This is a genomic window from Shewanella sp. 2_MG-2023 (genome assembly GCF_030548905.1).
In the GTDB taxonomy this organism is placed as follows: Bacteria; Pseudomonadota; Gammaproteobacteria; order Enterobacterales; family Shewanellaceae; genus Shewanella; species Shewanella electrodiphila.
Window position 1 is genome coordinate 494,204 of sequence record NZ_JAUOSO010000001.1, and the last position, 15,019, is coordinate 509,222.

At 41.0% G+C, this 15,019-nt stretch carries 13 protein-coding genes; 3 read left to right on the top strand and 10 right to left on the bottom strand.

What is annotated here, in order from left to right:
* Nucleotides 1-34: 34 nt before the first annotated feature.
* From Q4600_RS02135 to hemA, 10 genes are all read right to left on the bottom strand, one after another.
* Complete coding sequence (locus Q4600_RS02135) at nucleotides 35-1,201, bottom strand: YdiY family protein (RefSeq protein ID WP_229368106.1); 1,167 nt, start codon at nucleotides 1,199-1,201, stop codon at nucleotides 35-37.
* Between the two features lie 127 nt (nucleotides 1,202-1,328).
* Nucleotides 1,329-2,225 carry a DMT family transporter gene (locus Q4600_RS02140; RefSeq protein ID WP_303512201.1) on the bottom strand — a complete coding sequence of 299 codons (897 nt, stop codon included), beginning with the start codon at nucleotides 2,223-2,225 and terminating at the stop codon, nucleotides 1,329-1,331.
* Between the two features lie 305 nt (nucleotides 2,226-2,530).
* The gene (locus Q4600_RS02145) at nucleotides 2,531-3,160 is read right to left on the bottom strand and encodes a hypothetical protein (protein ID WP_303512198.1); all 630 of its coding nucleotides are present in this window, start codon (nucleotides 3,158-3,160) and stop codon (nucleotides 2,531-2,533) included.
* Between the two features lie 1,680 nt (nucleotides 3,161-4,840).
* Nucleotides 4,841-5,689, bottom strand: coding sequence for a 3-deoxy-8-phosphooctulonate synthase (gene kdsA / locus Q4600_RS02150; RefSeq protein WP_102528051.1), 849 nt, complete (start codon nucleotides 5,687-5,689; stop codon nucleotides 4,841-4,843).
* Between the two features lie 60 nt (nucleotides 5,690-5,749).
* On the bottom strand, nucleotides 5,750-7,003 hold the full coding sequence (locus Q4600_RS02155) for a DUF819 domain-containing protein (protein WP_102528052.1): 1,254 nt from the start codon (nucleotides 7,001-7,003) through the stop codon (nucleotides 5,750-5,752).
* Nucleotides 7,004-7,318: 315 nt separating this feature from the next.
* On the bottom strand, nucleotides 7,319-8,107 hold the full coding sequence (locus Q4600_RS02160) for a SirB1 family protein (RefSeq protein WP_229368122.1): 789 nt from the start codon (nucleotides 8,105-8,107) through the stop codon (nucleotides 7,319-7,321).
* 9 nt (nucleotides 8,108-8,116) lie between these two features.
* The gene (locus tag Q4600_RS02165) at nucleotides 8,117-8,512 is read right to left on the bottom strand and encodes a SirB2 family protein (RefSeq protein ID WP_102528054.1); all 396 of its coding nucleotides are present in this window, start codon (nucleotides 8,510-8,512) and stop codon (nucleotides 8,117-8,119) included.
* 146 nt (nucleotides 8,513-8,658) lie between these two features.
* Nucleotides 8,659-9,513: a peptide chain release factor N(5)-glutamine methyltransferase gene (prmC, locus tag Q4600_RS02170; protein ID WP_303518376.1), complete on the bottom strand. Its 855-nt coding sequence runs from the start codon at nucleotides 9,511-9,513 to the stop codon at nucleotides 8,659-8,661.
* 86 nt (nucleotides 9,514-9,599) lie between these two features.
* Nucleotides 9,600-10,685 (bottom strand): peptide chain release factor 1, encoded by a 1,086-nt coding sequence (prfA, locus tag Q4600_RS02175; protein ID WP_102528056.1) that lies wholly within the window; start codon nucleotides 10,683-10,685, stop codon nucleotides 9,600-9,602.
* Nucleotides 10,686-10,699: 14 nt separating this feature from the next.
* Entirely contained in the window at nucleotides 10,700-11,950 is a 1,251-nt protein-coding gene (gene hemA, locus Q4600_RS02180; RefSeq protein ID WP_229368126.1) for a glutamyl-tRNA reductase, read from the bottom strand.
* Between the two features lie 317 nt (nucleotides 11,951-12,267).
* On the opposite strand from hemA, the gene lolB reads away from it, so the two are divergent.
* From lolB to Q4600_RS02195, 3 genes are all read left to right on the top strand, one after another.
* Complete coding sequence (gene lolB, locus Q4600_RS02185) at nucleotides 12,268-12,897, top strand: lipoprotein insertase outer membrane protein LolB (protein ID WP_241906410.1); 630 nt, start codon at nucleotides 12,268-12,270, stop codon at nucleotides 12,895-12,897.
* A gap of 101 nt (nucleotides 12,898-12,998) precedes the next feature.
* Entirely contained in the window at nucleotides 12,999-13,883 is an 885-nt protein-coding gene (ispE, locus tag Q4600_RS02190; protein WP_303518379.1) for a 4-(cytidine 5'-diphospho)-2-C-methyl-D-erythritol kinase, read from the top strand.
* A 104-nt stretch (nucleotides 13,884-13,987) separates the two neighbouring features.
* Complete coding sequence (locus Q4600_RS02195) at nucleotides 13,988-14,935, top strand: ribose-phosphate pyrophosphokinase (protein WP_102528060.1); 948 nt, start codon at nucleotides 13,988-13,990, stop codon at nucleotides 14,933-14,935.
* Nucleotides 14,936-15,019: the final 84 nt, after the last annotated feature.

Below are 15,019 nucleotides of genomic sequence, written 5' to 3' on the forward strand. Positions count from 1 at the left end.
CCTTTAACGTTAACTTGTAAGCCTAAAAACTCACTTAAATATCGATACCAAAGCCCACAATAAATTGATAATCATTTTTTTTCGGCGTCAAACCGTCTGAATCAGGTTGCGGACTGGCGGTATGATCCCACACGAACGATAAATCTAAATCAAAAATGTCGGTTAGCTCAATCTCTAATGTCGCCAAAGCATGGTGAGTATAGCCACCAGAGTCGTCATCACCGTATTGCACACGATAAGAAGTAATAAAATCCATATCACTGGTTAATTCAGTATCGTACACCGTTTCAACCACCACTGTAGCCGAACTGCTATCAGTGCTTTCACCATCTTCAACATTATTAAACTTGGTATATGTATATGCAGGACCGCCCGAAATACTCCACTCCGTTTTCGAGTTATCAATAATGTTATAACCCAAACCAGAACCGACAGTAACCTTGTATTCAATGTTTAAAAACTTGTCGGTATAAATTTCGGCAAACACAGGACGTAAATAGAACTGCTTTGATAAAAACCAATCAAAGTTGGTATTAATACGATTATTGTTAATCTTCTCTTCGCTGTCCGATTTTGAATAATTGCCAATATAATCAATATTGAAACGAGATTCAGTAGTACGACGTTTCGTTTTAGCAATGGCGCTATAGTCTATTTGTTCCGTATTACCTGAGCGAAAGTTTGCCCCTAAGCTAATTTTGCTCGACCAATAATTAGACTCAGATTGTTCACCTGCAATGATCGTTAGAATTTGATCTCGCTGAAATTCTTGCCCGTCTATATACATTTTGCCATCTCGGACTAATAGCTTGCCGCTTTGGGTGCTTAAATCCATAAAGCCAATACTCACCACATCAGCACTTTGCAGCACCTTTACATCTTCCCAATCGATAAATAAGGTGTCTAACTCATCACTTTCGAACTCTAATTGATCATCATAAAGGTTCTTAATCTCACCTTTTAGCAGTTCAAGTGAAGATAATTGCAACCAATCAAATTCGCTGTCTTGAGGCGTAGTGACTTGCTCAGGAGTAAAAGCTGCAGGTGGCATATCATTGCTAGCATTAGTTACTGCGGAGGTAGACGTGCCAGTAGGTATGCTATTAGCATCTATAGTGGCACTGAATAAATGATTACTGAATACTAAAGATAAACTGGCGCACGCCAACGCGATACGAGTTAGCCGAAAAGAATAACGCATAAAACACTCCCTGAATCGAACTTCTTGGTTTTATTTACGCCAGTATAGTATGAAAAAACAACAAATTAAAATCACCTTTTGGCATTATTTCATCATTAGTTTAAAACACTTAATGATTAAGTACGCACTAGGTCCACATCACTAAAATTGCGGCGACTGCGATTAGCACTAACCCTAATACTTCATTTACCTTAATCTTTTGTTTGAGCCAAAAAACGCTGATGAGCATAGTAAAAAACACTTCAATTTGGCCTAAGGTTTTTACATAAGGCACCGCTTGCAATGACATCGCGCTAAACCAACCAATGGATGCGATACAACTGCAAACACTGATCAAAATCGTCAGCCTTGGTCGCTGCCATAATGCCAATAACGTCAATCGGTCTTTCATCGCTAGATAAGTCACTAGAATAATTGTTTGCAAGCCAATCACTGACAGCAGCACCCAAGCAGCGCGGTGAGTAAAAGGAATAGGAGCAGAAACTGCAGAGTCGACCATTAACAGCAAACTCGCCTCTCGTACCCATAGCGAAGTAAACGCAAACGCAATACCGCTACTAATACCCAGTATTATGGTATTAAGCGATAAGCGTTTAACCCCTTTTTGAGTACTCAGGAGCATGACAGCAACAGCACCAATAATAACCCCGAGCCAACCTAACAAGCTCAAGCTAGTACCAAAAAACAGTACACCTAATATAGCGGCCACTAAGGCTTCACTTTTAGCAAGCCCTGCCCCAACCGCAAAGTTTTTCAGTTGGAATAATTTAACCATCAACCCCGTAGCAAGGATTTGCATTAAAGATGCACCAATAACAAACAGGTAAAAAGGATAACTAAAGGTAGGAATAGCACTCGGTTGCAGCTGATAAAGACTAATGAGATACACGGCCGCAATAGGCCCAGCCCAAATAAACCGCGCAAGGGTAACACCGCTAACTTTCACTTGTTGACTCAGTTCACTTTGAAATGCATTACGCCAAGACTGCATAAAAGCGGCAAGGATTGTCAGCGCTATCCACATAGATTTATCCCAATAATACAGAGGTTTGAGACAGATAAAGTATCACATTATCTGAATAGCATTGTTGGTAATTTGTTCTAGCTTAGAATTACGAGATAGGTGGTGGAAAACATTAGAATATGTTCGCTTGCAAACTCAATAATAGAAGGTAAATGGTTTACGTCCCGACATGTTTATGGACAGAAATTAGATAGAGTAAAGCTCTTATAGTGATGAGTCTCAGTAGTGAAATATGGCAAGCGGATATTCGGTAACGCCAAATTCAACTGCGCCGTAGGCGTCTGCTGGAATTTCTTGTTATGTTTTCACTCGATATTGTAGAAGTAATCTTCAAGTTGTTTTGACGTAATACCAAATTTTGGCATATTTATTTCTTGAAGATTATGTTCATTGTGTAAATTAATGAGCCACTGATAACGTATTTTGTAGAACCGAATTGTTGGCGTTATTCCAAATTGACTTTCTGCTGCGTTTAAAAAATCATAGAGACAAAGAATAGGTTTAGCTACAGAAATTCGGTAGCGATGCTTGAAAATATGATCTGTTTCTATAAGTGTTGGAATATGCTTAAATTTTGATAAATCATTGTGCAAGTCTCTAAAGGTAACTTCATTATCTTGGAATAAAACCGTATTATCTAGAGATTGTTCTACAAAATTAGAAGCTTCACGTATTGCATCGTGAGCTTCAGAAGTTCTAATTGAGATCAAATTGCTTGTTAAAGTATTTTCAGTAGCTACATATGTTTTATATATAAAATACAACGTTACTATACTAAATGGAATTGTAATTGTTCCTGCCAAATAACTACCAAAACTCCCACAGTCAGCTGCTTCACTAGAAAATCCATAATGAAAGTTGAAAAAGTATGTTACTACAGCAAATGCCGCGACTAAAAATGCGCAAAGAAACAAGATTTTTTCTTTAGGTAACACCTACTACTCCTTTGAAACATAACATTTGTATAGTGCGCATGCGCGTTTATTTGGCAAGCGCGCATGCACATTTAATAAACCTATTATTTAAGCCTTACTAAAGTAAAGCTATTGATTTATATACACTCTACCAGAGTGGTATTGGATAAACGAGCACAAATATTTTCAAAGTGAGCATTGAAATTGATGCCTTATCTGAAGTAATCAGCAGCAGTCACTTATCGATTAGCAAAAGTAGGTCAACGGTCTTGTTACTTATCTGTACTGCTTATCGGATGTAAGTCGCAAAGGGGCAAAAACGTTTTACCAGCACCAACTTTATATTAATTTATATTGGCTCTTTTTCTGTAGTCCATTACTACTATTTAACCCATCGCCTGCCGCAGGCTATCGTGCAGATACAACTGCGATACGCTGCATTCTTTATTTAAATCAAAAGGTCCCTGAAAGCTCGGCCATGACGTCCATGTCATGGACGGTCACCGCCGTGCTTACACCCGAATTTTCATCTCTTCGATTTGACTGTATTCGTGTCAATTTAAAAAACTAAAATATCTAGTTTTAATTAGCTAGAAGATTCAATTTGAATTGAGGTAAGCAAGAAAGTCGCGTGAGTCCAGACAAGGATGTCTGGCTAGCTTTCTAGGGGAAAGGACGCCCCATCGTAAGCGTTAGTGATTTTTGTAGCTTGCCGAAGCGGACTCAAAATAAAGTTTAAAGCTGGATCATTCTCCGTTGGAAATTTTTCTGTTTAAATTTCGTCGGAGCGGCAAGGGATATCGAAAAGGGAAATGCTGTTGTTTCCCTTTCGTCTGGTGTGGGCGAAGCGCCACGACGTTGGTTTAGACGTTGATTTAGATTCTATTCAAATCTAGAAATCATTAGCTGACTAAAGCTGCTAAATCGTTTTGGGGCATAAACGAGTTACCCGTTTATGTGTTGCACTTCATCTATATTGGCTCAATGACTTAAGACCATCACTTCAATCTAATCCATTGCCTGCCGCAGGCTTATGTGCAAATACAGCTGCGAGACGCTGCACTCTTTATATAAATCAAAAGGTCCATGTAAGCTCTGCCAAAACAAATAACATCCATGTTAAACGGCCAGTTCGGCATCCATGCCTCTCGCTCAGAACGTTTCACACTGTGAAACTTCGCCATGTTTTGGAAGTTCGCTGCTGCATCTACACTGGGATTATTATCTCTTCGATTTAACTGCATTCGTGATAATTTAAAGAGCTAAAGCTAGTAGATCTTACATTTAAAAGACTCAATTTGAATTGAGGACGTTGAAGAAAATAGCGTGAGCCTGACAGGATGTCAGGCTAGCTTTCGCGGTGCAGGGATGCACCATCGGAAGCGTTAGCATTTTCGAATAAGATCGAAGCAGTCTACAAACGAAGTCAAAAGCTGGATCAATCCCCATCGAAAATTATGCGCTTTTCAGCATTTTTCGTCGGGGTGCTGAGGGATTGTTAAGGGGGACAAGCTGTTTCCCCCTTGACTCTGGTGTGGGTGAAGCACCACGACCTTGATCTTATTTCAAACTAAAACACTAATAAATCATCAATTACTCATAATAAAAGCCATTAACTTAAAGTAATAAAATTTAAATATGAATCCACAAAAAAGCCCTGAACTTAACCATAAGTTCAGGGCTTTTTAATCAATCTCTTATCTACTTACTGGTATCAATTGGCTCAAATGATTTAACCAAATCATCTACCGCTTTCATCTGCGTTAAGTAGTTTTCTAACTGATTAAGTGGCAATGCACATGGGCCGTCACATTTCGCGTTATCAGGATCTGGATGCGCTTCAATGAACAAACCCGCAAGACCTAATGCCATACCGCTACGTGCAAGCTCAGTTGCTTGAGCGCGGCGACCACCGGCACTGTCTGTACGTCCACCAGGACGTTGCAGCGCATGAGTCGCATCAAAAATGACTGGGTAACCAGACTGCTTCATTTCATCCATACCTAGCATATCAACTACCAAGTTGTTGTATCCAAAGCTTGAACCACGTTCACATAGAATAATATTGTCGTTACCCGCTTCATTAAACTTTTTAATGATATGGCGCATTTCATGTGGCGCTAAAAACTGCGGTTTTTTCACGTTAATGATTGAACCCGTTGCCGCCATAGCAACCACTAAGTCGGTTTGGCGGGCCAAAAATGCTGGCAGCTGGATGATATCAACCACATCAGCCACTGGTTGGCACTGATGAATTTCATGTACGTCGGTAATGATAGGCACATTAAAGGTTGATTTGATTTCTTCAAAAATCTTCAAGCCTTCTTCCATACCTGGACCACGGTATGAGTTAACTGATGAACGGTTAGCTTTATCAAAAGAGGCTTTAAATACATACGGAATGCCTAGCTTTTGTGTCACTTCAACATAATGCTCTGCAATCGACATGGCCAAATCACGAGACTCAAGCACGTTCATGCCGCCAAATAAAACAAACGGTTTGTCATTTGCAATTTCAAGTTCGTTCAAACCAATGATTTTTTGTTCCATAGTCAGTTCTCTTTTATCAATACTCGTCGCGTTAAGTGTTTAACGCGACATAAAATGGGGCTAAACAGCAATAATCTGTAGTAACTGTCCACATAGCCATGCCATATAAGTTCCTACAGCATAGCCCAATACCGCTAATAACACGCCAACAGGTGCTAATGCAGGGTGGAATGCTGCAGCAACCACTGGCGCAGACGCTGCGCCGCCAACGTTAGCTTGGCTGCCAACCGCCATATAAAACAGCGGCGCTTTTATCAGTTTAGCGACAATCAGCATAAAGCTTGCGTGGACAACCATCCAAATCATACCAATGGCAAAATACCAAAGATTTTGCTCGTCAGCGAGCTTTGAGACATCCATGTGCAAACCAATGGTCGCCACAAGGATGTATAAAAATGCCGAAGCGACTTTTGATGCGCCGGCCGCTTCTAACTGTTTAACAGGGCTAAATGATAACGCAAGACCAATTGAAGTCACTAGTACCACTAACCAGAAGAACTTAGAGGTTAAGCTGTAATCTCGTGTCCACGGGTAGTTAGTTTCAAAAAATGGCCCTAAAAAGTCAGCTGCAAAATGCGCTAACCCTGTGACACCAAAGCCAATAGCGACAATTAACATTAAATCACGCAGTGACGGAATACGTGCATGTTCAGCGTGATACTTTTCAACTTTTTCCTTTAGCGCTTCAAGTGCAGTCGTATCCGCCCCTGTTTTAGCATCAATCTGTTTTGCCCGTGATGCCATGAGTAATAACACTGCCATCCAGATATTAGCCACAATCACATCAACCGTGACCATCACAGAGAAGATATTGCCGCCTGCTTCATAAATCTCTTTCATTGATGCTTGGTTAGCGCCGCCGCCAATCCAACTGCCAGCAAGGGTTGTCATGCCGCGCCATACCGCATCAGGGCCATTACCACCCAATACATCTGGGTTAATCGCTGAAATAATCAGTAAGGCAATGGGGCCGCCAATCACAATGCCCACGGTGCCAGTTAAAAACATCACAATCGCTTTGGGGCCAAGACTTAAAATCGCTTTTAAATCGACACTTAAAATCAATAGCACTAAACAAGCGGGTAATAAGTAGCGTGAGGCAACGTAATACAGTTTTGAAGTATCGCCGTCGACAATCCCAAAAGTATTTAATAACGATGGTAAGAAGTAACACAACAATAAGGCTGGAATGAACTTATAAAACTTTTGCCAAAATGGATGTGAAGAAGAACTGGTGTAGAAAACGAAGCCTAGAATAACGGCTAATAAGCCCAATGCCGTAGCATCATTAGTGACCATCGGAGTGGCAGTCATGAACAATCTCCCTTGCAAATGCATTTCATAGTGAATTATTTTTATTGTTGTGCTTTTTAGCACTTATTTTTGTTTATTATTTTTTAGCTTATCAACTCATAACGGTTAATTTTAACAGCTATTTTTTATGATTTAACGTTACTAACTTATCGTTACCAACTCAGTTTTACTGCTTAGGTTTTACTGCTTAAGTTTTACTACTTAGGTCTTTCTACTTAGGTTTTATTGATGAATCGTTATTGATTTTCTGGGTGGTTATTATAAAAAATTCAGGCTCAATAAATGAGCCTGAATTCACACTTTACCAAACAAAATCTAATGGTAAGTTTGCGGTTGGTCGCTGAGTTCTTTTAATTGCATTTTAACGATTTCAGTCACGGGATCGTGTGGACTGCTATCAATAAAGTGCTGTAAATCAGAAATCGCCACTTTAATACACCCCAATTGCTGAGCAATAAAAGCACGTTCACGATTTAAATTAACGTCATCAGGATGCCATTGCAGAAGTAAGTTACAACACTCCATTGCCTGCTCAAATTGATGAGTGACAATACAGCCTGCTTTTAGCTCATGCAGCATGCGGGTGATTAATCGCTTAAGCGACGCCGTTTTAAGGTACTTTGGCTTTAGCATTGCCGAATTACCAAGTTCACCGCGTACTAACAGATGCAGTTGGTGACGGCTTAGCTCAAGACCCGTTAACGGATCGATATACACGATATTGTCATTAATTCTTGAACGGACCACTGTTTGACCGGGAAGCAGCACTGCATCTAAGGTGATATCAAGCTGCTTAGCCAATAAGATCATGACCGTTGCCAGTGTTGTACTATTGCCTTGACGGCTCATAATACAACTGCCTAAATCGGCAGCTTCAACACTGAAATAATCTTCACGCGCACAAAAGCCTAAGTCGGTATAAAACCAACGCAGTAAACCTTCAAAACGTTGTTGCGGATCTTCAACATGTAAGCTCATTACTGAACCGGCAATTTCATACCAAGCCCATAATGCTTTTTTCTCTTGAGAAAAACCTAAATGCTGCGTAATTTCGAATGCAGTGTCGGGGATCTTCACTGCATCATTCATTTGATGTTTAGCCATGAAACTCTATTAACCCATTAATACAACTTGTTTAAAATGAGCCAGCCTGGCAGCTAATACGAGCCATCCAATAGCGCCTAAAAAGGCAAAGATTTTAAAGAATTTATTGCGGTCACCTTTTAATGCCATTACACCTAGACCGATGTAAGCAAGTACTGCAAGAAACTTCTCTGTCATCCACGCATCCACAAAAGGATACTGCTTGATCATGAAGCACAATGTCAGTCCTGACAATAATAAGAAGGTATCAATTACATGCGGTGCAACCTTGATGAACTTCTTGTCCATCACTGGAGATTGGCGCATATGCAGGACAAAGCGAGTAATAAAGAATACCACACTTAATAAAATGAAGGTTAAGTGGGTGTGCTTAACAGCAGGGTATAGACTGTAAAAGGTTTCCATTATTGTTTTTCTCTTTGAGCTACAGATAAAATGGACGCTAGTTTACTTCATCAAGCAACCGGATAGCAACGTTAGGCAAAACCGCCTTTTTATAGCCTAGTCAGCCATCGACTTTATTGAAGAAGACCTTAGGTTCAAAAGCTTAATTAACCTTGCCATTGCCCTAATGTGCAGCGGTCATTACTACCAAAATCTCGCACTGTCGCCACATTGTCATAGCCAAGATCAATTAACTTTTTTCTGACCACTAACGCTTGCTCAAAACCATGCTCTAGTAATAAATAGCCGCCTTCAGATAGATAGGCTGTTGCATGCTCGGCAATATGGAATAAATCGGCATAGCCTTGTTCAGCTGCAGTTAACGCACTTGATGGCTCAAAACGTACGTCACCTAAATCAAGGTGAACATCGGTTTCGTCAATATAAGGCGGATTAGAAACAATCAAATTAAAATCTTGATGGGCAACTGCGCTAAACCAATCTGATTGCAAGATGTTTACCTGGGGCAAATTGAGGTTTTCACGATTGGCTTTAGCCAGTTCAACCGCATCGTCGACTTTATCGATTGCAGTCATATGCCATTGTGGTCGCTCTGACGCCAGCGAAAGTGCAATTGCCCCTGTTCCTGTGCCTAAATCCAATATTTTAGCATCTTTCTCCAAAGGCAAATTTAGAGCAGTTTCCACTAAAATTTCCGTATCAGGACGCGGAATAAGCGTAGTAGCATTAACAATAAATGGCAGCGACCAAAACTCACGTTCACCAATAATATGAGCAACAGGTGTTCCCTGGTTACGCTTTTCAATCATGGCTTTATAAGCATGAAACTGATCGGCAGTAAGCACTTTTTCAGGCCAAGTATAAAGGTAACTACGGGGTTTATTAAGACAATGCAGAAGCAAGGCTTCTGCATCGATGTTAGCCGACTCGGATGAGTCGACTAATTGGCTATACGCCCACTGCAAAGATTCCGCAATGGTAGAAAAAGAAGATTGTGGCAACGTCGTTCCTTAGTCATTTTAATAACTATTGAAGCTAGCTATTGAAACTAGCTATTAAAACTTGCTATTAAAATAAGTCTTTGAAATTAATCGTCAGCTAATGCTGCAAGCAAATCGGCTTGTTCTTCTTGCATCAATGGCTCAATGATAACGTTTAAGTCGCCTTCCATGATTTCATTTAAGCGATATAAGGTTAAGTTGATACGATGCTCACTCATACGACCCTGTGGGAAGTTATAAGTACGAATACGCTCAGAGCGATCGCCACTGGCAACCAAGTTACGACGAGTTGATTCTTCTTCACTACGGCGCTTTTCATCTTCAACCGCTTGCAAACGTGCCGAAAGCACACTCATTGCTTGTGCACGGTTTTTATGTTGCGAACGTTGATCCTGACATTCCACCACAATACCTGATGGTACGTGAGTAATACGGATTGCTGAATCGGTTTTGTTGACGTGCTGACCACCCGCACCTGATGCGCGGAAAGTATCGACTTTTAAGTCAGCTGGGTTAATCGAAATTTGTTCCGCTTCTGGTACTTCTGGCAATACAACCACAGTAACAGCAGAAGTATGTACACGGCCTTGTGATTCTGTTTCTGGTACACGTTGAACACGATGTCCGCCAGATTCAAACTTAAGCTTACCGTAAACACCTTCACCAGAAACTTGAACGATCAATTCTTTAAAGCCACCATGTTCGCCTTCGTTAGCGTTCATGATTTCAAGCTGCCACTTGTTTGATTCACAGTAACGTGAATACATACGGAATAAGTCGCCAGCAAAAATTGCCGCTTCATCACCACCCGCACCTGCGCGGATTTCAATAAAGGCGTTACGATCGTCATTAGGATCTTTAGGTAGGAGCAAAATTTGCAATTCGTCTTCAAGACGGGCAATTTCAGACTTTGCTTCTTTGATTTCTTCTTGCGCCATTTCGCGCATTTCAGCGTCATCTTCAGCTAACATTTCGTTTGCAGACTCAAGGTTACCTTGAGCCTCTTGAAATGAAGTGAAGCTTTTAACGATGTCTTCTAATTGAGAAAATTCTTTTGATAAGGCACGAAAGCGGTCTTGATCCGCAATTACACTCGCATCACTTAGTAATGCTAACACTTCTTCATTACGTTCAAGCAAGCCTTCCAGCTTGCGAATAACCGACTCTTTCATTTAACTCTGTTACCTTAATTTTTATCTAAACCAAGCGTGACGCGTAATTGGCCTAAGGTATTCAAGTCCCCTTGACGACTAGCAGATGTTAACGCTTGTGTCGGTGCATGGATTAAGCGATTTGTGAGGCGATTAGCTAACTCTAAAATCACTTGCTCATTGTCACCACCTTGAGTCAATTTGTTCAAGGCGCGTTCTACTAATTCGTCTTTAATTGCCAAACTTTGGCTACGGTATTCTCGAATACTATCTACAGACTCTAACGATCTCACCCACTCCATAAATACATGGGCTTGTTCATCGGCAATTATCTCTGCCTGCTCGGCGGCTTCTTTACGCGAAGCCATGTTCTGTTCAATGATGCTGTGCAAATCGTCCACAGTATAAAGGAAAGCATCGTCTAATTCGCCAACTTCTGCTTCAATATCTCGTGGAACGGCAATATCAACTAATAACATAGGTTGATGACGACGTTGTTTCAGCGCCTTTTCAACCATACCTTTACCTAATATCGGTAATGGACTGGCGGTAGAGGATATCACGATATCGGCTTTAGGTAGATAGTCTGGTATTTCTTGTAAGGTAATTGCTGTGGCATTGAACTCTTCACACATGGCTTGTGCACGCTCAACCGTTCGGTTAGCAACCACAATACCGGCGACGTCATTGTCTTTTAAATGCTTAGCAACCAGTTCAATGGTTTCACCCGCACCAATTAGCAACACATTGGTGGTACTCAGTGAGGAGAAAATATGTTTCGCCATGCTAACAGCTGCAAATGCGACTGAAACAGCAGCGGCGCCGATTTCAGTTTCGGTGCGCACTTTTTTGGCGACAGAGAAAGTATTTTGAAATAGGCGATCAATCGTTACTGCCGTAGTACCCGCTTCTTTGGCTTTAACGAAGGCTTGCTTCACTTGCCCTAAAATTTGCGGTTCACCTAGCACTAATGAATCAAGACCCGAAGATACGCGCATCAAATGCTTAACGCACTCTTGATTTTCATAGCTATAGATACATGGCAACAACTCTTCGTGAGTTAAGTCATGATAATCCTCAAGCCACTCAATAATGTCTGCTTTAGAGCCATTATTACAATAGAGTTCGGTGCGATTACAGGTCGACACGATAACGGCTTCGCCAGAACTAGTGCGGCTCGCCAGACTCTTCATGGCGTCATGAATTTTATCTGGTGAAAAAGCGACTTTCTCGCGAAGGTCGACTGTGGCGGTTTTATGATTTATTCCGATTGCTACTAGGCTCATTTGACTCGTTTTAAGTTCTTCGCGGGATCATTAATTAGGCTATTCTACTTAATTGATAAAACTAAAAACACAATTGGCTTAACAAAACCGAATAATTGTCTATATTTTTTCTAATTATTCTATCTTGTTAACAAAAATATAGGAAAGTTGACCAATTCTATTAAACATTATGATGCCTATAAACGCCTAACAAGCAAAGCTTTCTTACTATATTTACTTCTATAGGTTAATAAAAACCCAAATATCTAAATGGATTTTTACAATCGTGCTTTAGGTCAGTAGAATAAAGCATCACTATATATAGGTAGCGAATTCTTTTGCGATATTTAACATTTTCCCTGCAACGCATGATGTTAGTTTGTTGTCTTTTTCTTACCGCTTGTTCGGTTAAGCCTCCCCATAAACTCACCAATATTGATGTTAACCAAGCTAGTGAAACTAAAGCTTGGGAGTTACAAGGTAAGCTTGCTTTTCGTTCTGACGCCGACAAATTCAGTACTAATCTATTCTGGTTTCATGACCATAGCTTTAATCAGCCTCATGATGAGTTAACACTCACTACTGTGATTGGCACAACGGTACTGTCGCTAAGCTCAAAACAAGGCCTCGCCAGTATCGATGTACAAGGCAAAACCTATACAGATAGAGATCCACAGCAGCTAATCTCACGTGTTAGCGGCATGCAGATCCCATTGAATAAATTGCCACTTTGGATTACAGGTCAAGTCACCAGTGACGACCAAATTGAAGCATATCACCCTGATGGCAGCATTAAAGCCTTTACCAGTAAAGACATCAGTGGAGATTGGCAAGTCAAATTTATGAGTTATCAGCAGCAAAGCGGCGCCAATGTGCCAAGATTGTTACAGATTAATCGAGCTGATGTACAAATCAAGATCCAAATTAATCAATGGCAAGCTTTAGCCCCAATGCTTGAAAACCGTTAATTTACCGTCACTACGATAAATTAGTTAAGTTAAATCAGTTCAGTTAAATCCGTTAAGCTAATAAAGTTAACCTAATAAGCCCTTTAATAAAGAAGCGTTATATGACCACCGCGACATTGAATACTCATGAAACTTCAGCCTCTATTTCAGCAAACTGGCCAGCACCAGCAAAGTTAAACTTGTTTTTGCACATTACAGCCCAGCGCAGTGATGGATATCATGAGCTACAGACGTTATTTCAGTTTATTGACCAATGTGATTACCTGGACTTTTTGCCCACAGAAAATAAAACATTAACCTTACATTCAGAATTATCTAAAGTTGTCGCAGAAAAAGATAACTTAATTCTAAAGGCCGCAAAATCATTACAAGAATATTGCAATTATCAAGGCGGCGCAGAAATTTGGTTACGTAAAAATTTACCTATGGGGGGGGGATTAGGTGGCGGTTCTTCTGACGCAGCAACCACATTAATTGCCTTAAATCGGCTGTGGAAATTGAATTTACCGCAACAAACCTTGGCTGAAATCGGTCTCAAGCTTGGTGCGGATGTCCCTGTTTTTATTAATGGTTTTTCTGCTTTTGCCGAAGGTGTCGGTGAACGACTCATCAACGTTGAACCACAAGAGCTATACTATTTAGTGATCGTGCCAGATGTACATGTATCGACTCAGGCAATTTTCCAAGATCCATTGCTTCCTCGCAACACGCCTAAATTAGCAATAGATACATTAATGCATAAGAATTGGACAAATGATTGTCAGAAGTTGGTCGCAGAAAAGCACCCTCAAGTTGCCAATGCATTAAGCTGGCTGGTAGAATATGCGCCGTCAAGAATGACCGGAACTGGCGCATGCGTCTTCGGTGAGTTCGAACAGCAGCAAACCGCATTAGATGCACTGGCAAAACTGCCAACAACTATGCATGGTTTTGTTGCTAAAGGCTTGAATCAGTCACCTTTATTGACTCGATTAAGCCAAAGCTAAAATATTTCTAAAGGTGTAATACGGTAAAACCAACTGTTCAGTTCACAGTATTTTATCTACATTTTTAGCCACTAACATTAAAGCCAACACCTGAGGTTCATAAAGTGCCCGATATCAAGCTCTTTGCTGGTAACGCTACCCCTAAACTAGCCAAAAAAATAGCCGACCGTTTATTTTGCAAACTTGGCGATGCAGTAGTAGGCCGTTTCAGCGACGGTGAAATCAGTGTTCAAATCAATGAAAACGTACGTGGTGCTGATGTATTCATCATCCAGTCTACTTGTGCGCCGACTAACGACAACCTGATGGAACTTATCGTCATGGTTGACGCTTTACGTCGTGCATCTGCAGGCCGTATCACTGCCGTTATTCCTTACTTCGGTTATGCTCGTCAAGACCGTCGTGTACGTAGTGCTCGTGTACCAATTACTGCGAAAGTTGTTGCTGACTTCCTTTCAAGTGTTGGTGTTGACCGCGTACTAACTTGTGATTTACACGCTGAGCAAATTCAAGGTTTCTTTGATGTGCCAGTTGATAACGTGTTCGGTAGCCCAGTACTGCTAGAAGACATGTTAGGTAAAGAACTTGATAACCCAGTTGTGGTTTCTCCAGACATTGGTGGTGTAGTACGTGCTCGCGCTGTAGCTAAACTACTTGATGATTCTGACTTAGCAATTATCGATAAGCGTCGCCCACAAGCGAACGTTGCTCAGGTAATGCATATCATTGGTGACGTACAAGGTCGCGACTGTATCATCGTAGATGACATGATCGATACTGGCGGCACACTTTGTAAAGCTGCTGAAGCATTAAAAGAACATGGCGCAAACCGTGTTTTTGCTTACGCAACTCACCCAGTGTTCTCAGGAAATGCAGCGGCTAACATCGCAGAATCAGTGATTGATGAAGTCATCGTTACTGACACTGTGCCATTAAGCCCTGAAATGTTAAAAGTAGAGAAAGTGACTCAACTGACAATGTCAGCAGTACTTGCCGAAGCGATTCGTCGTGTAAGCAACGAAGAGTCTATCTCAGCGATGTTCCGTCACTAATCAATTATTTGAATTAGTCGCTGGCTTAAGGTATCTGGCTTAGGTCTTTGAATTAGGTCTTCGACTTAGCGCCGACATCGAAAA